Origin of the sequence: Mesorhizobium sp. LNHC209A00 (genome assembly GCF_000502915.1) — a bacterium.
In the GTDB taxonomy this organism is placed as follows: domain Bacteria; phylum Pseudomonadota; class Alphaproteobacteria; order Rhizobiales; family Rhizobiaceae; genus Mesorhizobium.
This window is the reverse complement of record NZ_AYWT01000008.1, coordinates 64,998-82,986: the sequence shown is the minus strand read 5'-3', so window position 1 is coordinate 82,986 and position 17,989 is coordinate 64,998. Positions and strand designations below refer to the sequence as shown.

17 protein-coding genes are annotated in these 17,989 nt (G+C 61.5%); 4 read left to right on the top strand and 13 right to left on the bottom strand.

Going from position 1 to position 17,989, the window contains the following annotated elements; translation table 11 throughout:
• Nucleotides 1–19 precede the first annotated feature (19 nt).
• The 5 genes from X739_RS146165 to X739_RS1000000171205 all read right to left on the bottom strand — a co-directional run bounded on the left by X739_RS146165 (nt 20) and on the right by X739_RS1000000171205 (nt 4,509).
• Nucleotides 20–553: a c-type cytochrome gene (locus X739_RS146165; protein WP_023773772.1), complete on the bottom strand. Its 534-nt coding sequence runs from the start codon at nt 551–553 to the stop codon at nt 20–22.
• Nucleotides 550–1,419 (bottom strand): substrate-binding domain-containing protein, encoded by an 870-nt coding sequence (locus tag X739_RS146170; protein WP_023795183.1) that lies wholly within the window; start codon nt 1,417–1,419, stop codon nt 550–552. Before X739_RS146170 ends, X739_RS146165 begins: the two co-directional genes overlap by 4 nt.
• Nucleotides 1,400–3,277 carry a methanol/ethanol family PQQ-dependent dehydrogenase gene (locus X739_RS146175; RefSeq protein ID WP_023795182.1) on the bottom strand — a complete coding sequence of 626 codons (1,878 nt, stop codon included), beginning with the start codon at nt 3,275–3,277 and terminating at the stop codon, nt 1,400–1,402. Before X739_RS146175 ends, X739_RS146170 begins: the two co-directional genes overlap by 20 nt.
• Complete coding sequence (locus tag X739_RS146180; RefSeq protein ID WP_084056390.1) at nt 3,274–3,978, bottom strand: heme-binding protein; 705 nt, start codon at nt 3,976–3,978, stop codon at nt 3,274–3,276. Before X739_RS146180 ends, X739_RS146175 begins: the two co-directional genes overlap by 4 nt.
• A gap of 411 nt (nt 3,979–4,389) precedes the next feature.
• Nucleotides 4,390–4,509: an efflux RND transporter permease subunit gene (locus X739_RS1000000171205; RefSeq protein ID WP_280940063.1), complete on the bottom strand. Its 120-nt coding sequence runs from the start codon at nt 4,507–4,509 to the stop codon at nt 4,390–4,392.
• 348 nt (nt 4,510–4,857) lie between these two features.
• Between X739_RS1000000171205 and X739_RS146185 the strand changes: the two genes are divergently transcribed.
• Complete coding sequence (locus X739_RS146185; protein ID WP_023784065.1) at nt 4,858–5,832, top strand: UDP-glucuronic acid decarboxylase family protein; 975 nt, start codon at nt 4,858–4,860, stop codon at nt 5,830–5,832.
• A complete protein-coding gene (galE, locus tag X739_RS146190; RefSeq protein WP_023795181.1) occupies nt 5,829–6,812 on the top strand; it encodes a UDP-glucose 4-epimerase GalE in 984 nt (327 codons plus the stop codon). Before X739_RS146185 ends, galE begins: the two co-directional genes overlap by 4 nt.
• A 10-nt stretch (nt 6,813–6,822) precedes the next feature.
• Here galE and X739_RS146195 read toward each other — a convergent pair whose 3' ends face one another.
• Genes X739_RS146195 through X739_RS146220 form a run of 6 tightly spaced genes read right to left on the bottom strand, consistent with a single transcriptional unit; the run spans nt 6,823 to nt 14,104 of the window.
• On the bottom strand, nt 6,823–8,043 hold the full coding sequence (locus tag X739_RS146195) for a glycosyltransferase family 4 protein (RefSeq protein ID WP_023795180.1): 1,221 nt from the start codon (nt 8,041–8,043) through the stop codon (nt 6,823–6,825).
• A 16-nt stretch (nt 8,044–8,059) separates the two neighbouring features.
• Nucleotides 8,060–8,800 carry a class I SAM-dependent methyltransferase gene (locus X739_RS146200; protein WP_031241276.1) on the bottom strand — a complete coding sequence of 247 codons (741 nt, stop codon included), beginning with the start codon at nt 8,798–8,800 and terminating at the stop codon, nt 8,060–8,062.
• Nucleotides 8,718–10,097 carry a glycosyltransferase gene (locus tag X739_RS146205; protein WP_023795179.1) on the bottom strand — a complete coding sequence of 460 codons (1,380 nt, stop codon included), beginning with the start codon at nt 10,095–10,097 and terminating at the stop codon, nt 8,718–8,720. Before X739_RS146205 ends, X739_RS146200 begins: the two co-directional genes overlap by 83 nt.
• Nucleotides 10,094–11,317, bottom strand: coding sequence for a glycosyltransferase (locus tag X739_RS146210; RefSeq protein WP_023773760.1), 1,224 nt, complete (start codon nt 11,315–11,317; stop codon nt 10,094–10,096). The genes X739_RS146205 and X739_RS146210 overlap by 4 nt, the downstream gene beginning before the upstream one ends.
• A 4-nt stretch (nt 11,318–11,321) precedes the next feature.
• Entirely contained in the window at nt 11,322–13,100 is a 1,779-nt protein-coding gene (locus tag X739_RS146215; RefSeq protein WP_245273906.1) for an ABC transporter ATP-binding protein, read from the bottom strand.
• Nucleotides 13,101–13,108: 8 nt separating this feature from the next.
• Complete coding sequence (locus X739_RS146220; protein WP_023784072.1) at nt 13,109–14,104, bottom strand: glycosyltransferase family A protein; 996 nt, start codon at nt 14,102–14,104, stop codon at nt 13,109–13,111.
• Between the two features lie 713 nt (nt 14,105–14,817).
• On the opposite strand from X739_RS146220, the gene dusA reads away from it, so the two are divergent.
• On the top strand, nt 14,818–15,816 hold the full coding sequence (dusA, locus tag X739_RS146225) for a tRNA dihydrouridine(20/20a) synthase DusA (RefSeq protein ID WP_023795176.1): 999 nt from the start codon (nt 14,818–14,820) through the stop codon (nt 15,814–15,816).
• Nucleotides 15,817–15,818: 2 nt separating this feature from the next.
• Here the strand turns inward: dusA and X739_RS146230 are convergent, their stop codons facing one another.
• Entirely contained in the window at nt 15,819–16,523 is a 705-nt protein-coding gene (locus tag X739_RS146230; RefSeq protein WP_023795175.1) for a TIGR02281 family clan AA aspartic protease, read from the bottom strand.
• Between the two features lie 10 nt (nt 16,524–16,533).
• Nucleotides 16,534–16,764: a DUF1289 domain-containing protein gene (locus tag X739_RS146235; protein ID WP_031241281.1), complete on the bottom strand. Its 231-nt coding sequence runs from the start codon at nt 16,762–16,764 to the stop codon at nt 16,534–16,536.
• A gap of 198 nt (nt 16,765–16,962) precedes the next feature.
• Here X739_RS146235 and X739_RS146240 point away from each other — a divergent pair, with 198 nt between their 5' ends.
• Nucleotides 16,963–17,961 (top strand): nicotinate-nucleotide--dimethylbenzimidazole phosphoribosyltransferase, encoded by a 999-nt coding sequence (locus X739_RS146240; protein ID WP_023795174.1) that lies wholly within the window; start codon nt 16,963–16,965, stop codon nt 17,959–17,961.
• The last annotated feature ends 28 nt before the right edge of the window (nt 17,962–17,989 follow it).

The following is a 17,989-nucleotide window of genomic DNA, read 5'->3' as shown; positions in this document are numbered from 1 at the left end:
CCGGTCGACGCAAGGCGCTTCACGGTGATTTCCCCAGTGTGGCTGCATCCGGCATGCGGTTTTCCGACGGATGTGGCATCATGTCGTCATTGCGTTGCGGCGCGGCGGACGAGGGTGCGTTGCCGCTCAGCGAGCGAACGAAGGCGGCAAGCTCCCAAATCTGGTCATCGGGAATCTTGTCGCGGAAGCTCGGCATGCCTTTTGGCCGCCCATCGCGGATGGTAGCGTGGATGCTCTCGATCGAACTGCCGTAAAGCCATTTCTGGTCCATCAAGGCCGGCCCCATGCCGCCGCCGCCATTGGCATGACAGCCCGAACAGTTGAACCAGCTGAACAGGCGCTTGCCCTCGCTGAGGTGGAAGGCATTGGCCTCGAAGCTGGCTGCCTTGTTGTCGCTGGCGGAGGGCCGCTGTCCACCGGGTTCCAATGTCGTCACAGGCGTCGGCTGCTCGCCCGATCCGAGCGAGGATTGCGGGCGCGTGTCCCGCTCCTCGCGCTGGCATGCCGTAAGCGCTAGAACCGTAAACAAGAGCATGGCGGCACCATGCTTCATCGCACTGGGCCCCCCGGGCCATCGAGGCGCGGCACGCCGTATTCCGACAGCAATGCGTCGATCTCGGCCTTGTGCCTGGCCAGCGCGCTGTTCACATCGCCACGCAGCGCATCGTCCTCGCGCCGAACGCCCATCGAGATGTCGTAGATCATGGGCAATTGCGGTCCGTCAATGCGAGGCGTGACGGGCGTGACGCGGAGGGGCACTTTCTGCTTGGCCGCGAAGTAGCCGGCGAGCGGGCCCCAGACGACGGCAAGATCGATGTCGCCGGTCGCCACCGCTTCGACGATGCGCGCCGGAGGGTTGGGTGCGGAGTAGTCGCCATAGACGGGATAGCCGACGAGATGCCCGACGATGCCGCGGCGGCCGAGCGCCTGGACAGGAGGCGAATTGACACCGTCGTCGCCGATTAGTTGCACGCCGATCCGCATGCCGCGTAGCCGCGGATCGTTGAAGGACGCCACATCCGGACTGTCCTGGCGGGTGACAAAAACATAGGACGACCGATAGTAGGGTGTGGTGGTGCGCAGCATTTCGAGATTGGCCGGCGTGCCGGGCACGAGATCGCAAAGGCCGGCCTTCAACGTGTTGCGCACGAAGCCCCGGCGCTGTGCCCACCACGTATAGGTCAGCCTGGCGCCGAGATCGGCTGCCACGATCTCGGCGATCCTGTTCTCGAAGCCCTGACCGGCGGCGTTGGAGAAGGGCATGTTGTTCGGGTCGGCGCAGACCCTCAATTCCCGGGCATTGGCTGCCGCCGGCAAGAGGAGCAAGGCAAGGGCGGCCATGGCGGTTGCCATTCGCTGGAGCGCCTTTCGCGCTTGGCGCGAGGCCCGCTTGAGTGGCTCAGGGCAGCCGGAACACATAGAGGGTGCCTCCCGCCGTTGTCGCGTCCTTGAGATCCTTCATCGCATTGACGAAACCGAGGGCGGCGGTGGCGTCGCGCGGATCGAGATCGCCGGACACGATGGCGCCGGCCCAGCCGCCTACACCCGACAGGATCGCCACATATTGGTGTCCGTCGGGACCGCGATATGTGATGGGCTGGCCGATGATGCCGGACGACGTCTTGAACTGCCAAAGCAGCTCGCCGGTCTTGGCGCTGACCGCCTTGAACCAACCCTCCATGGTTCCGTAGAAGACGACATCGCCGGCGGTCACGACCGCGCCGCTCCACACCGGGAAGTTCTCCTTGAGGCTCCAGGCGGGCTTTTCCGCGGCGATGTCCCAGGCGGTGAAGGCGCCCCGGTTCCCACCAGGCCCGGGGATCATGCGCACGTTCATGCCGACATAGGGCGTGCCGGCGATGTAGTTCACCTCGACGCCTTCTTCGTCCATGCACAGATTGTTATGCGGTATGTAGAGCAGCCCTGTCTTCGGCGAGAAGGCGGAAGGCTGCCAGTCCTTGAGCCCCGACGCGGTCGGGCAGATGTCGCGGACGACCTTGCCGGTACCGGTCTTCTTGTCCGGGTTTTCGATCAGACGGCCGCTGTTGAGGTCGACACCCTTGCTGGAATTGACGGGGCCGTAGGGCTTCGCGGACAGCACTTCGCCGGTGGTCCGGTCGAGAATGTAGAGATAGCCGTTGCGCTCGGGCCGGATCAGCACCTTGCGCGGCTTGCCCTGCCAGTTCATGTCGAGCAGGACCTGCTCGTTGATCCCGTCATAGTCATGAAGGTCATGCGGGCTCCACTGGTAGAACCATTTCGCCGCTCCGGTATCGGGGTCGCGGGCGAAAATCCCTGACGTCCATTTGTTGTCGCCAGGCCGCAGATCCGGGTTCCACGGTCCAGGGTTGCCGGTGCCGTGGAAGATCAGGTTGAGATCCGGGTCGTAGGAAATCCAGCCCCACATGTTGCCGCCGCCGATTTTCCAGGCTTCCGGCGGCCATGTCGTGACGCCAAGGTCCTTGCCCTTGTCCATGTCGTAATGCGGCTTGAAATCCGGGCCGATCAGCACGTCCTTGTCCGGTCCGGTGCCGTAGGCCGTCCAGACGACATGACCGTCGCCGGCGTCGAGCGCCTTGACCCAGCCGCGGACGCCCATCTCGCCGCCTGAATTGCCGACCAGCACTTTGCCTTTCACCACCAACGGCGCCATGGTGATGGTCTCGCCGATGTTGATGTTGCCTATATGGGAGTTCCAGATCGGCTGACCGGTGTTCGCATCGAGCGCGATGGTGTGACCGTCCAGTGTGTTGAAGAAGATGCGCCCGTCCGCGAAAGTCGCGCCGCGATTCACGACGTCGCAACAGGCAACCCCTTGCGCCGCGGGTTCGGGATTGGGTTCGAACTTCCATTTCATCGGCGCGCCTGGCTTGGTGAGGTCGAGCGCGTAGACGACGTTGGGAAAGGGGGCCACGATGTACATTGTGCCGGCGATGACCAGCGGCGCCGCTTCCTGGCCTTTGTTGATGCCGGTGGAGAAGGTGAAGGCCACCTGCAGGTTCTTGACGTTGCCTTCGTTGATTTCGGTGAGCTCGCTGTAGCGGGTCGACGCGTAGTTCTTGGCCGGCATCGTCCATTGCCCATCGTCGCGCGGCGCGGCGGAAGCAGGCGGCGAGATCGCCGACAGTGGCGGAGCTTCGGAAGCGCCCGTCAGCAGGGGAGTGCAAGCCAGCAGCAGCACCGCAAGGAGGCTCTGGAGACGTTTTCCCGCTGCCGCCGGGCGGTTCGTGCGTACCGCGTCAACGCAGGGTGTTGCACGCCGCGCTGCTTGCTTCATTTCGGTGTCGCGCCTCCGACGCCTGAACCGAGTTCCGCCGCGATGTCGGCCTCGGTGCCCGAGCACAGCGGGTGACCCCAGCCGGAGGCGCTTTTTCCGCCGGGATCGAGATCATAGATGATGGCATCCTTACGGTTGGGATTGACGCCTGCCGGGACCTTGTCGAGGTCGAGAGCCGCGCGAACGCGCCAGGCGACATTGTGGTCGGCGCAAGAGGAATCGCCACTGACGCCAAGCGCGCCGACGATCGTTTTGCCGTCGTAAAGGGCCAGGCCCCCCCCAAACACGACGACGCCGCCGATAGGCTTGCCGACCAACGGATCGTTGGCGCTGCCGAAGGTTTTGGGATCGCCCGCATATGCCGCGGCTTGGTTGACGGGGTTGGTCGCCTGTAGTCCGAACAGCGGCCCACCCGGTTGCACGCCGGCGTAGAGATTGGCCGTCGACAGGGCCATTTGAGCCAGGCTGAGACCGTTGGCGGTGTTGGCTTTCTCCGCTGCGATGAGCCGACTCCCCGGCCATTGCGAATCGACCGCGGGGCCGCTGAACGCAATCGCGCAGACAGTGCCGTCGCGGGCAACGATCGCGCCCCATTCGTTGGTTTCAAAGCCGCCATTGGCTGGTCCGCCGCTTGCCTTCACGTTGGCTTTGAGGACTGTAAGCAGCCTATCGTGATCGGCTGGACAAGGCTGCTGAGCCATGGCCTTGTCATCGTGGAGCAGGTCGCCCATCAGCAACAGCAGACCAAAGACAGATAAGAAAAGCTGACAGCGATACATTGTCTTGGGCATTCGGTCGAACATCAAGAGAACCCTGGCAGATCGTGGAACGCGAGCAGGCGTCCGCGCCTAACTCGCATAATGCTTCTATGTTCCTGCTTCGGAAAAATTCGTGCCGTTGGATTTGAAGGCTGGTGCCCAGCCCAGACTGTCCGTGTCATCCCCAGCCCCCTTTGGCTGGCGATAAAACCGGACAACTCATGTGCTTACGTCGGTGCCTGGACCGAGCCCACGACGATTTAGGGGGTCGGCCTTTGGGATGCCAGAACCATCTGAGGTGGCTGAACCGACTGAGACAGACATGGACGACGGGTGGGTGCAGGGCGTCAGCAGTTAGGCCAGCAGCAAGCCGCCGACGATGGCGATACCGAGTGGCCGGCGAAGCCCGGAACCCGCGCCGCTGCCGAGCGCCAGCGGCAAGGCGCCGAGCAGGGCCGCCATCGTAGTCATCATGATCCCCTGAACCGCAGGATGCAGGCGGTAGGTGGCATCTTCCGCTTACGGATTGCGCGTTCGCGGCCATCGAGCGCGAAGTCGATCATCAATCGCGTTCTTCCTGACGATGCCGACGAGCAGGATCACGCCGATGAGCGCGATCACTTAAAACAGCTTCACTAAGGCCAAGAAGGCGGCGACGCCTGCCGATGGCAGCGTCGACAGGATCCTGACGCTGATCGCAAACCGTGGTCCATCGAGAACAATGTCTTGCCCGTAACGTAAATTGAAAGCGGGCCGGTGGCCTATGGCCCTGCGTCAGGTTATTTATTAGTCCTGTCTAAGATTAAGCCGGAGGCCCTGAAAATGCAGCAGGCAAAACAAATCTTGGTGACCGGCGGCGCAGGTTTCCTGGGATCATTTTTATGCGAGCGGCTCCTTGCTGAGGGCCATCAGGTAATTTGTGCAGATAACTTCTTCACAGGAAGCCGCAGAAACGTCTCTCATCTCCTCGATGACCGATCGTTCGAGATTATTCGTCATGACGTGACATTTCCACTCTACGTAGAGGTGGACGAAATATACAATCTCGCCTGTCCGGCGAGCCCCGTCCACTATCAGTCCGACCCCGTCCAGACGACCAAGACCAGCGTCCATGGCGCGATCAATATGCTCGGACTGGCCAAGCGGGTTCGCGCACAGATTCTGCAGGCGTCCACCTCCGAAGTCTATGGCGACCCCGAAGTTCATCCGCAGTTGGAAGACTATTGGGGCAGAGTGAACCCGATTGGCCCTCGTTCCTGCTATGACGAAGGCAAGCGATGTGCCGAGACCCTGTTTTTCGACTATTGGCGACAGCACAAGCTGAGGATCAAGGTAGCCCGTATTTTCAATACCTACGGTCCTAGGATGCGTCCCGACGACGGTCGTGTCGTTTCCAATTTCATCGTGCAGGCGCTGCAAAACAAACCGATAACGGTCTACGGCACTGGCCAGCAGACGCGTTCATTCTGCTACGTCGAGGACCTCATCGACGGTCTGGTACGTCTTATGCAGACGTCCGACGATATCACCGGTCCTGTCAATCTCGGCAACCCGGCGGAATTCACGATGCTCGAGCTCGCGAATCTGGTGATCGAACTTACCGGAAGCGGATCGAAGATCAGGTTCTCGCCTCTACCCGTGGACGATCCAAAGCAGCGGCAGCCCGATATCCGATATGCTTCCCGCGAACTCAAATGGAAGCCAAAAATTGCATTGCGTGCTGGCCTTGCCAAGACCATTGCGTATTTCGAGGACGTGCTTTCATCTGGGCACATTCGGCCCGCCGCAGCCGAATGAAGACGGTCCTGGTAACTGGCGGGGCCGGCTATATCGGGTCGCACTGCTGCAAAGCATTCGCCGAATCCGGATGGTCGGTTGTTGCCTTTGACAACCTTTCGCGCGGCTGGCGCGACGCGGTGAAATGGGGACCGTTGATCGAAGCCGATATTTCCGACGCCGCGGCTGTGGCGGCCGCCCTGGACCAGTATCGGCCGGACGCCGTGGCGCATTTCGCTGCCTACGCTTACGTTGGCGAGTCAGTCGAGCGGCCGGAACTTTACTACCGAAACAATAGTTTCGGCACCCTGGTCCTGCTTGAGGAAATGCTGAAGGCCGGCCTGGACAAGCTGATTTTTTCGAGCACCTGCGCAACTTACGGGATTCCGACGCGGTCTCCGATAGACGAAACGCATCGACAGTCGCCCATCAATCCCTATGGCTGGTCCAAATTCATCATAGAAAGGATGGTCGAGGGTATCTCGCTTGCTCGCGGCCTCAACGCGGTCGTACTTCGGTATTTCAATGCGGCCGGATGCGACCCCGACGGCGAAATCGGCGAAAGGCATGAACCGGAAACACATGTCGTCCCGCTTGCCATAGCGGCGGCAGTGAAGCCAGGCCGCACCTTCGTCATCAACGGGGCCGATTTCGATACCCGCGACGGAACCGCCATGCGGGACTACGTCCACGTTGTCGATCTCGCGCGCGCCCACGTCCTGGCAGGGGAGAAGCTTCTCCGGGACAAGGGCGTCCACGTCTACAACCTCGGAACCGGAGCCGGCACAACGGTGGCAGAACTGGTCGACGCCGTCAGCCGGACTTCGGGAATACGGCTTCCGGTGGCTTACGGGCCGCGCAGGCCAGGCGACCCGCCAGCGCTTGTTGCCGAGGCCGGCAAGGCCGAGCGGGAACTCGGTTGGGTGCCCGAACAATCGGGCATCGACAGGATCGTCGAGACAGCACTGGCTTGGCATCGCAGCCGATTGGAACAAATATAGCGCAGGTGGGCTACCGCGCGGTCAGCAAGCGATCAAGAGCGCCAGCAACCGCGCCGAGCGAAAAATTTTCCTCTATCCGCTTTCGCGCCGCCTGTCCGAGGCGCTCTCGCATGACCGGATCGTCCTTAAGTTTCTTCAGCGCCTGTGCAATGGCCGCCGGCTCGTCCCTTGGAACAATGAGGCCGCCGGATGCCTCGCCATTCGCCAAGATGTCGGGTAGGCCCTGTGCGTCGGTGGCAACGATCGGAAGGCCGCAGGCCATCGCCTCCAACGGTGCGACGGGCATACCTTCGGTGCGGGACGCTGTGACATAGGCATCCGCCGCCGAAAGCCAACGCCGTATCAAAGCCCGGTCCGTGGTATAGTCGCAAAGCCATCTCGCATTCGGTAGAGCGGCCTCGCTCAACAGCCTGGCAAAAATGTCTCGGTCCTGCCCCGAGCCGATGATAACCAGTTCGGACGAAGCATCGCGCGAAAAAAGGGACCATGCGTTCAGGAGCACATCGAGCCCTTTCCGGCGAACGTCGATGCGTCCGTGGTTGACGACGACGAAATTCCCGCTCGCCAAGCCGAGATCTTGCCGCGCCTGCCGACGCTCGATCGCTATCCACTCTCCGCAATCGATGGGGTTGGGGATATTGGCGATGTTGAGCGCTATGTGCGGGTAAGCTTTGGCGAGGCGTTCACGCTCCGCTGCCGATGCGACGATCAGGCCGCTGCAGGCACGGAGAGAAGCCTGCCTGGCGATCGCCTCTATCCAGGAGAGCGTCCGGTCGCCGCCCTGGAACGTTGCATAGAGCGGAATCCGCATACGGACTGCCAGCCAGGCAAGCGCATCAAACCGCGTGTATTCGTATTCCTGAACGAGAATTGCATCACATTGGGATCGGGCGAGCACCTTCCGGAATGCCGGGAGCGGCGTCGCGGACCAGCGCCGCAGACTGTGAGCCGCTGCGGAGTGACCTTGACGCGCGCGCGCGCCGGGAACAATCCAGATCGGCGCGCCCGTGCCGGCATGGTAGTGGCATTCTATCCGCGAAGCATTTTCGGAAGCGCACACGATGACCGGCCTATGCCCGGCCAGTTGCAGAGCGGAGGCGTAACCGAACAGCCAGCCGCCGGTCATCTGTTCGACGAAATCCTTAAGCCGCAATCCTATCGGATCGAGGAATTCCTCCACGACGTCGCCCCATGGAAAGAGGGCGATGACGAGGGAAGAGCGGCGGCCCATCAAGTGCCTCAAAAATTCATTTGCGCCAGGAAAAAGCCGTCTCCGTGCCGCGTGTCGAGCGTTGGTGCAGCACGTATCCGACAGCCGTTATCGGCGCCGCTAGAGCGTAAAGTATCTTGCGGCGACGACGTCCGAAACGAGAAAATGCGATGTCGTGAAACAGTGCCGTCACCGGGTTAATAAATGTGGCGCGGCGTTCCGGCACACGGTCGAAGAGCTCTGCGAGTTCGGGATCCCAGTAGCCGCGACGAACGTGACCCCATTCCTGCATCAGTTCGCTTTCATGCGGGCAATAGGGCTTCATGATGCGGAAATACGGGTAATGCCACTCCGCATGTGGCGTCGAGACAAGAACATACCCGCCTGGGCGCACGACCCTCAAGGCCTCTTGTGCGGCACTACGGTCATCCTCGATGTGTTCAAGCACGTCGAAGAGCGTCGCCACTTCGAAACTGTCATTCGCGAAGGGGAGGTCACAGGCATCGCCGCAGACGAAGGTCGACCTCGCCCAATCTGGCTGGTGGTTGCCCAACTCGGGATCGAGATCGAGGTTAACGACTTCAGCGTTCGGATAGAGGATACTTGCCATCCCGCTGCGCCCGCCTCCAATTTCGAGTATCCGGCCGGGCCCGTCGATCGCCGCGGGCGCGACGCGATGAATCGCGCGCATCTTCTCACGGTAGAAAAGGCCGTCCGTCAGAGCGTTTGGAAAGGGATTTCGAGACAGGAATTGTCCGAGCGGCGCCTTGCGGATCATCGATTTTCTTCCTCAACCAATTTGATGTTCGCCGTTTTCGCCAGCCGAAGCGGACGAGGAATTGAAGACCAGCCAGCCAGCCTTCGACCTCTGCCGCGAGGATCCTGGTCCTGCCGGGGGGGCCTTCGAAAAGCGCCTTGACGAATGTTCTCAAAAAATATGCGGGCAGTTGCTTCCAGATGCGATCGATGTTTCCGCGATCGCCAAAATTGTCATATTGCGTGACAAGAGCTGCGACGTGGCCCTTCATGTAGGCTCTTATTTGCTGTCTGAAGCCCGGCCAGTCGCGGCGATGATGATGGAAGACAACGGCGCGAGGTTCATACAGGCAAGTCCCTCCTGTGGCTAGCAGCCGGTACCATAGCTCCGAATCTTCGGAACATCCGGCAGCACCGGCGCCGAGGCGCTCGTCGAACGAGCCTACCCGATCGAAGGCTGATCGCCGGAAGGCCATGTTGGCTCCGGCTCCGATTTTCCAGACATGCGCTCCGCTTGGCCGAGTCTCGTCGAAAAAGCGGCGGTCGAAGAGAAGCGGCACGAAGGTGGTCCCAAAACCGCCCATGTCGAACTGGAAGCGGCGTTGGGCGATCGTATCGAGCCGGGCTGGCAGCACCAGGCCGGTCAGGGCCTCGACGTCCCTTTCTTCAAAGGCGCGTGCGATTTCGGCAGTCCAGCCAGGATGAACCTCGACGTCGTCATCCGTGAACGCGATGATGTCTTGACGGCTTTCCCGGATGCCGGCGGATCGGGCAACACTCAATCCAGGCCGCGGCTCATGAACGTAACGGGCCTCAGGAAAGCCGATACATACCGGCCGAGCGCTGCCGTCGCGGGAGTTATCAACGACGATGACTTCGCCCGGGGCGCTGCGTTGCCTTGCAACGCTTTGAAGGCACTCCGCCAGGGCGGGGCCGCGGTCACGCGTGCAAATTACGACTGAGATGTGCTGGGCCGACGCTGACGACGCAGTTGCAAGTTCATCAAGGCGGCCGACAAGGTCCTCGGCCCCGAGCGCCGCCGTCAAACAGAGCGCGGACTTGGGCGATCCTTCATAGGTCGCCCGCAAGGGGGCGCCCAGCGGGGTGCTGCGGGCGGCCAATTGTGCTGCCGAAAATTCCGCCGCGAACTGCCGCAGACGTGCCTCGCTGTAGGGCAATTCGTCAGGCAAGGACGCTCGCATTCCCAGCGGCAAGTCCTTCCACCAGAAGATCGATAGTGAAGGGGTATCTCCGGCATCGGCGTCCGCACAGACGGAGCCGAGATCGATTTGCCTGACACGGAAGGCGTCGCCATTCACCGGTTCTGCTCCCGGATTCTCTGGACGCGGATACGTGAGCGATCATATTCGCCTGCCAGGCCGTAGATTCCGCCCCACAACTCTGCAATGCCGAAACGCAAATCACGACCTTGAAGCTTGCGCGCGGCCCGTGCCAGCGCTTTCAGCCGATCGAAAAACCACCAGCAAACCATGCCACGGTGCCGTGCCTTGAGCTCTCCGTCGGTCCGACGGCTTTTGACAAGAAAGGCCATCATACCAAGTCCCCATGTCCAATATTGCCGTCTCAATTGCTCGATAGTCTCGCGATGCTCGTGGTAAACGGCATACTCCGGTTCATAGATCATGGGCCGGCCTGATCGCAGGACACGATAGAAAATGTCGAGATCGCCACCGCCAGGCAGCGGTGCTCCGGTATCGAGCGCTTCGTCGAAACCGCCCAGCGATACGAGCAGCGTCCGGTCGAAAGCCATGTTGCAGCCGGCGCCGAGAATACCAGACCCTACCGGGTGCAGCGCATTGTCGAATCGGGTGTTGTGGAATTCATTACGCCTGAAGCCGCGGCCAAATCCGCCCCTTCGTTCGAAAAAGATCTGCGCCTCGGTGTCCAGGCGAAGCGGCAGCACCAAACCCGTAAAGCCGCCGGCACCGGGATTGTCCCGGCAGGCTTTGGCAAGCCCGTCAAGCCAGTTGCGGTCGACGACCACGTCATCGTCAAGATAGGCAATCAGGCCACCGCTGGCCGAGTGAAGAGCGGCGTTTCGTGCAAAATCTAGCCCGGGCCTCGGTTCGAATACATAGAGAACGTCCTTGAAGCGCCCGACTGCTTCGCGCGTGGACGAATCCACAGACGCATTGTCCACCACGACGACTTCGACGCTCGGAAAAGCGGTTCCAAGTCGGATGCTGTCGAGCGAACCCAGCAACCTCGAAAGACGTTCGGCGCGGTCCTTCGTACAAATCGCGATGGAGAGGCTCGGCAGGGGCAATTGCCCAACCGGTCTTCGCCGCAGCAATTCCTTATCCATCTTCGCAACCAAGATCCGATCGGCGAAACGTTCATCGGCAATGGATTTCAGTTGCTCCGCCGACAGGATCGCGGCGGAGGCGAGCGCGATCATCTCAAAGCCGACAAGCCGGCCCTGCCAGCGGGCAATGAGACCAACGCCGTCGTGCTCTGGCGCAAGCTCAACCGGGGCCAGCGGAATTGACAGTTCGATGTCGACAATCTTGTAGCCCATCGCCTTAATTCGCACCCATGGCAACACGACCGTTTTGAAACTCGTGAAGTTTTGAAAAATGGCCCGCTCGCTTCAGGAGTTGATCCGGCGGACCAATCTCGATCACGCGTCCTTTCGACATCACGATGATCTGGTCAGCGGCCTGGACGGTGGACAGGCGATGCGCAATGACAACCACGGTGCGATTGTGCGAATATTGCTCGAGGGCGATCTGGAACGCCTGTTCCGTCCCGCCGTCGAGCGCATTCGTGGCTTCGTCCAAAAGGAGAATGTCGGGATTGCGAAGTATGGTCCGGGCGAGGGCGATCCGCTGCCTCTGGCCCCCCGACACGCGCATTCCCTGGTCGCCGATCTGCGTCTCGTAGCCCTCCGGAAGCGAGCGGACGAAATCGTCCGCCTTCGCAATGCGGGCCGCTTGGCGCAGTTCATTCTGACCAGCATCGAAATCGCCGTAAGCGATGTTGGCAGCGATGGTATCGTTGAAGAGGTACACCTCCTGGGACATCAGCGACAGCCGCTTGCGCCAACTGCGCAACTCGAAACATGGAAGCGGCATACCGTCGGCAAGGACTTCCCCCGACGTCGGATCCATGAAGCGAAAGAGCAGGGCCATGACGGTTGACTTGCCGGCACCCGACTCGCCAACGATTGCCGTAGTCTTGCCGGCGGGGATACTGAAAGAGACATCCTGTAGCGCCAAAGGCTGATCGGGCGCATACCGAAAGCAGACATCGCGAAATTCGACGGCGGTCTTGAGCGCGGGCGCCGGCAGATAGCCTTGGCTGAGAAACGGCGTTTGCGTTGTGCGCAGGTACTCGTCCACATCGTCAATCGCGCCCGCAAGCCCGTCCAGCGCAATCTTCGACTGCAGCAATTCCCGTGTGGGACCTTGGAGACGATAAAGCAGCGACAGGAAAGCGGCGAGAGCCGCGATTCCTATGCTTGCGGATTCGGCAATGAGAACCAGTGCACCGATCAGGATCGTGATCGAGATCTCCGAGACAGGCCCGGGGGTCGCCCAAAGCATGTCGAGCCTCAACAGACGACGCCTTACCCTGTCCGATGTCTGAACGAACCGGTCATGCTCGTAGGATTCCTGTGCGAAGGCACGGATCAATTGCAATGAATTGATACTTTCCCACATCCTGAGGCCGAACTGCTTGTTTTCCTCGACGACGGCCTTGCCGGTCTCGTCAGCGCGTCGCGTGGCCAGACGAATGGCCATTGCTGCGAAAAGCAGGAAAATCATCGAAAAAAAGGTCAATCGGACCGAGATCAATAGCATCAAGAGAACGAAGACGCCGAAGGTACAAAGGCAGACCATCAATCGGTAGGCCAGGCTCAGGCCTTGGCTGACCTTCCAGGTATTGTTGGCAATCGTCGTGATGATGTCCGTTCGTCTGTTCTCGACACGGTAGTCGATGCACGAACTTATCGTCTGATCGAAAACCCTGGATCGCAACCGGTGCGCGACGAGGCCGTCGATGTATCTGGTTACCCAGGTGTTGGCGAGATGGACTGCATTCTTGAGGACGATGCTGACGCAAAGCGCTCCGACCAGGAAGGCGGTTAGGTAATGATGCGGAATGGGCGACAGGATTCTATCAAACATCGGTTGCCATCTACCGGGCTGAGGCGGCGAGGCTCCGAGGCTCTGCAGCAGGGGAATGAACAGAACGAGACCCGTACCTTCCAGAACCGCTGCGAGCAGTCCAAGCCCCACCACGGTCGGCCCAGCCCAGGCTGGCGCCGCCGCCAGGCGAAAGAGCCGCCGCAATCGCACGACCAGTCTCACCAGATGCTCTCTGCGTAGTGGGGTTGGAACTCGGCGTTCTTGTTTCGCATCCTTTTCATCCGGATTTTGACCCACCGAGGGACCAGCCGGGCTCGGCAATAAATGTCCATCATTCTTGGCAGGCGAGAAATCGCCGTCCCTGGCTCCATAAGGAAGAGTTTCTTCATCAGGCCATACGCTGCCGAAAGCCGCCCACAGATCAAGGCTCTTACGGCGAGCCAATGCAGCATGTCGATCAGATGATCGTCGAGATCGTCCCCGAACTGCGGGTACTTCTGGCGAAACTCGGCAAGGACAATTTCACAAGAACGAAGCATCTGCATGACATCGCTCGACATGTTGGCGTTCGTCATCCGGTAACCCACGAGGTACTGAGGGACGACGCGAAACTCGTAACTTTCGGCTATTCTGAGGCACATCAGCAGGTCCTCGCAGCCTTGTGCGTTCCTAGCTCTCAAGGAAGGGTCGAAGCCTCCCGCTCGCTCGAACGCGGCGCGACGGACCAGCATTGAACTTCCGTTGCCAACAAAATTCGTCCTGCACATGCGTTGGAGCACGCGACCCTCGGCATCGGGCCGGTTATGCAATGAGAATACCCGGCCGTCGCCGTCTATATCGGCGAACCAGCAATATGCCAGGCCTGCCGAAGAGCCGCCTTGCTGTAAGGTGCACATCTGAAGCGCGATTTTGGAGGGGGCCCAAAGATCGTCGGCGTCGACAAAAGCCAGGAACTCCGCATCGGTAGAAGCAACTCCACGATTGCGCGCTTTCGCAACGCCGCCGTTCGACTGCCTTATCAAGCGGATACGGCGATCCTGTTCAGTGTAGGAGGCCACAATCGAAGCAGAAAGGTCTGTCGAGCCGTCGTCGACGACGACAATGTCCAGCGCCTGGTAGTGTTGCCCGCAGATGCTGTTCAGGGTCGCGCGAATCGTTCGTTCAGCATTGAACATCGGCACCACGACGCCCACCGTGGTATTGTCTTGGATCATGGGCCTCTGTTGTCTCCGCGAACAGTTGGCTATGCAGGCACTGTAACCGGGCGCCCGGCGAGCTTCTCAGCGACGCGCACCCCTGACTTCGATGGCTCTGCCGACTGCGCGTGGTGCAGGAACCTGGACGGTGTGAGTTATGGCGACATGCTGCACTGCAACACAAAATTACACCGCAATGCGCAATATTGCTAATTTAATTATCTCTGATTGCGCTTTGCACGATCAGTTTTTCTTACGGCTCGAAACAGCGCTTGAACCGCAAGACAGCGTCTTGGCGCGCTGATCACCCCGGCCCAAGCCGGACAGCACGGCGACCAAACCCGCCAGCTACGCCACGCGGGATACGATCCCGCGGCCTTGGAGCAGGGGACTTGCCTACATCGCACATGTCGTCGATATGAAGGTCGATGAGTTCGCCGAAGGTTTTCAGGCGCGCTATTCGGGACTTTGTCGGCGTCTCACCGCGATCCGCTTGGCGCTCGGCGTCGGTTGCCCAACGCCGTGCGTCGTCTCGGCGCAGGAAGGTCTCGCTGACGTAGCCACCTTTGCGACGGACTTGGACACGCCAGGAACCGGACGAGAGTTTTGTGTAGGTGGCCATATTTTCGTGCGCTCCGTGTGCACTGAGACGAAACGTGGCGAAAAGGGTCGTATTCTGGCGTAAATTCGTGTGCACTCGGCAGGTCTAACGATTTGATGTTAAAGAGAAAATGCTGAAAAATCAAGGTCATAGACTGGCTATTGCACCCATGATGGACTGGACGGACCGGCATTGCCGGTTCTTTCATCGCCAGCTGACGACACATGCACTGCTTTATACCGAAATGGTTGTGGCCGACGCGGTCATCCACGGCGCGCGAGAGCGGCTGCTTGGCTTCGATGAGGTGGAACATCCCGTCGCCCTGCAACTTGGCGGCTCCGATGCGGCAAAACTTGCCGAAGCGGCGCGCGTTGGCGAAGCCTTCGGTTATGACGAAATCAATCTCAATGTCGGCTGCCCGTCCGACCGCGTCCAGTCGGGCACGTTCGGCGCCTGCTTGATGAAAGTACCCGACCTCGTCGCAACCTGCGTCGCGGCGATGAAGGCGGCGGTGACGGTGCCAGTCACGGTCAAGTGCCGCATCGGCGTAGACGAACAGGATCCGGAGCCGGCGCTCGATGCACTGGCGAATGGGGTTTTCGATGCCGGCGCCGATGCTTTGTGGGTGCACGCACGCAAGGCGTGGCTGGAAGGGCTGAGCCCCAAGGAAAATCGCGACATCCCGCCGCTCGACTATAACAGGGTCTACCGGCTGAAGGCTGGTAAACAAAACAAATTCATTGGCATCAATGGCGGTATTCAATCTCTTGACGAGGCGCGGCTGCATCTCGACCATGCCGACGGAGCCATGCTCGGCCGCGCCGCGTACCACACACCAGGCATTCTGGCCGGGGTTGACGCCGCCTTCTACGGTGCGCGGTCGGAAGCGTTCGATTTCGCGGCACTGATCGATGCGATGGCGGATTATGCGGCGCGCCATATCGAACGGGGCGGCCGGCTCGGCCATGTTACCCGCCATATGGTCGGCCTGTTTCACGGGCTGCCCGGCGCGCGCCGCTACCGTCAGATCCTGTCCACCGACGCAACTCGACCCGGGGCTGGGGCGGATATGCTGAAGATGGCTTTCGCGGCTGTCGAACTCGGTGGAGCGGCCGCCGAAGCGGCCTGAGCTCAGTCCCTGAGGATCATCCGGTCGCCGCGCACGTCGAAACCCGACAGCGAACCGATGAAATTCATGCCCAGCAGGCTTTGGCTCAGCATGCCGGGGGCGGCGATCATCACCGGCATATGCTTGCGCACGATGCCGCCGATCGCCAGTTCGTCGGTTTTGACCGCCGCGGCGCGCGCCATGCCATTGGCGGTCGAAACCGGTAGCGTGTAGTTGAGCGCCGCGGGATTGAAGCCTGAGGCCTGGGCGTCCTCCGAACTCAGCACCGTGCTGGTGGCGCCGGTGTCGACAACGGCGCGAACCGGGTTGCCGTTGACCAGGATGCGCGCTTCGAAATGACCATTGTCGGCCTTGTCCAAGGTCACGGTGGCGTGGCCGTCTTCGACACCGAGCGCCAGCGGGCTGCCGGGAACGAGACCGGCGGTCACCCGGCTGGCGACGTCCTGCAACTCGTAGCGATATTGATAGCCGGCGATCAGCGCGAGCACGATAGCCGCCCAGGCGCCGAGGTTGCGGGCCATTGCTCCCAGCGGAGCCGACCGCAGCAAGCCGGCGCCGATAAGGGCGCCGAAAGCCCCAAGCCAGATCAGCCGGCCAAAATCGTGGTTCTCGACGCCGAACGTGCTGCCGGCGGAATCGTTGAGCATGAGCAGGGCTGCCCCGACACCGATCACCGCCATCACAATCCAGAACAGCCGGCTGCTCACTCGTCCCTCGCTAGAGTGCGTCGCGTTCGCGTGCCATGCGGGTGCGGCGCGTTTCCCGGCGCGGCCGGCGCTCGACGGTTTCAAGCCGGGCCGGCAGTTCGGCCATCACGCTCCGGCGCGTCTCGGGCGTCATCCCTATCCAGGCGCCGATCTCCTCGCGCGTGCGGCCGCAACCGAAGCAGAAGCCGGTTTGCATATCGATCGAACAGACCAGGATGCAGGGAGATTCGATGGCCGTCATGACTTTCTCTCGAGAGACCCGGTCCGGAATCCGCTCTTCCATCTCCACATGGTGCAACGGCGCAGCCAATGCAAGCCCTCCCGATTGCGCCTTCCGTGGCCGCCTTTGCGGCAAACCAGGAAGGACGATCGAGGAGGTTGTGCCGAGCACGCAAGGCAGCTATTCCGCTCCTCTGCTCCAGGAACCATTGTTCGCGACATGACCAGTGCACTGCCTTTCGACGATTTCCGCGACCTGCTCGGCAATCTGCCATTAGCCGACCTCAAAGCTGAAGCGCGCGTGCGCGCACTGTTTGCCAAGGCCGGCAAGCCTGAAAATTCGCTTGGCCGCGTCGAGGACATCGCCGCATGGCTCGCGGCCTGGAGCGGTCGCGCTCCGCCTGCCGTGACTAGGCCCCTGATGGCTGTCTTTGCCGGCAACCACGGCGTTGCCAGGCATGGCATTTCGCCGAGGCCCGTGGCGGCGACCGCCAACGCGGTCGAGCTTTGCGCGGCCGGTGGTGCGGCGATCAACCAGATCTGCATTGCCAACGACCTCGGTCTGAAGGTGTTCGATCTTGCCCTGCACATCCCGACCGGCGACATCACCGAGGACGCAGCGCTCGATGAGCGCGGTTGCGCCGCCACCATGGCCTTCGGCATGGAGGCGATTGCCGGCGGCACCGATCTGCTTTGTCTCGGCGATCTCGGCGTCGGCAACTCCACCGTCGCCGCCGCCCTGCTCGCCGCGGTTTTTGGGGGCAGGGGTGTCGACTGGGTTGGCCCGGGATCCGGCGCCGATGCGGCGATGCGGGCTCGCAAGGCAGAGGTGGTCGATGCGGCGCTGGCCTTTCACGGCCGCGATCTCGAAGACCCGCTTGAAGCGCTGCGCCGGGTCGGCGGCCGCGAGTTCGCCGCGATAGCCGGCGCCATCCTTGCCGCGCGGATGCAGCGGATACCGGTACTGCTCGATGGCTTCGCGGCAACGGCAGCCGCAGCGGTGCTGCATGCAGCGAACCCCGCAGCGCTTGATCATTGTCTTCTCGCCAGCCTGTCGCCGGAGCCCGCGCATGCAAGGGCCGCCGAGCGCCTTGGGCTGCGTCCGCTGCTCGATCTGGGGATCGGCCACGGCGAAGGGGCAGGAGCCGCTCTGGCGGCTGGGCTGGTCAAGGCGGCGGCACTGACCAGTTCGGGCATGGCGGCCGCGGTTCGCGGTTGACCACACGGCACCGGCGTTTACGAGGCCC

Excerpts from the sequence above, each read along its gene's own strand:
- X739_RS146165 (WP_023773772.1), bottom strand. The coding sequence starts at position 553 with ATGAAGCATGGTGCCGCCATGCTCTTGTTTACGGTTCTAGCGCTTACG.
- X739_RS146170 (WP_023795183.1), bottom strand. The coding sequence starts at position 1,419 with ATGTGTTCCGGCTGCCCTGAGCCACTCAAGCGGGCCTCGCGCCAAGCG.
- X739_RS146175 (WP_023795182.1), bottom strand. The coding sequence starts at position 3,277 with ATGAAGCAAGCAGCGCGGCGTGCAACACCCTGCGTTGACGCGGTACGC.
- X739_RS146180 (WP_084056390.1), bottom strand. The coding sequence starts at position 3,978 with ATGGCTCAGCAGCCTTGTCCAGCCGATCACGATAGGCTGCTTACAGTC.
- X739_RS1000000171205 (WP_280940063.1), bottom strand. The coding sequence starts at position 4,509 with ATGATGACTACGATGGCGGCCCTGCTCGGCGCCTTGCCGCTGGCGCTC.
- X739_RS146185 (WP_023784065.1), top strand. The coding sequence starts at position 4,858 with ATGCAGCAGGCAAAACAAATCTTGGTGACCGGCGGCGCAGGTTTCCTG.
- galE (WP_023795181.1), top strand. The coding sequence starts at position 5,829 with ATGAAGACGGTCCTGGTAACTGGCGGGGCCGGCTATATCGGGTCGCAC.
- X739_RS146195 (WP_023795180.1), bottom strand. The coding sequence starts at position 8,043 with ATGGGCCGCCGCTCTTCCCTCGTCATCGCCCTCTTTCCATGGGGCGAC.
- X739_RS146200 (WP_031241276.1), bottom strand. The coding sequence starts at position 8,800 with ATGATCCGCAAGGCGCCGCTCGGACAATTCCTGTCTCGAAATCCCTTT.
- X739_RS146210 (WP_023773760.1), bottom strand. The coding sequence starts at position 11,317 with ATGGGCTACAAGATTGTCGACATCGAACTGTCAATTCCGCTGGCCCCG.
- X739_RS146220 (WP_023784072.1), bottom strand. The coding sequence starts at position 14,104 with ATGATCCAAGACAATACCACGGTGGGCGTCGTGGTGCCGATGTTCAAT.
- dusA (WP_023795176.1), top strand. The coding sequence starts at position 14,818 with ATGCTGAAAAATCAAGGTCATAGACTGGCTATTGCACCCATGATGGAC.
- X739_RS146235 (WP_031241281.1), bottom strand. The coding sequence starts at position 16,764 with ATGACGGCCATCGAATCTCCCTGCATCCTGGTCTGTTCGATCGATATG.
- X739_RS146240 (WP_023795174.1), top strand. The coding sequence starts at position 16,963 with ATGACCAGTGCACTGCCTTTCGACGATTTCCGCGACCTGCTCGGCAAT.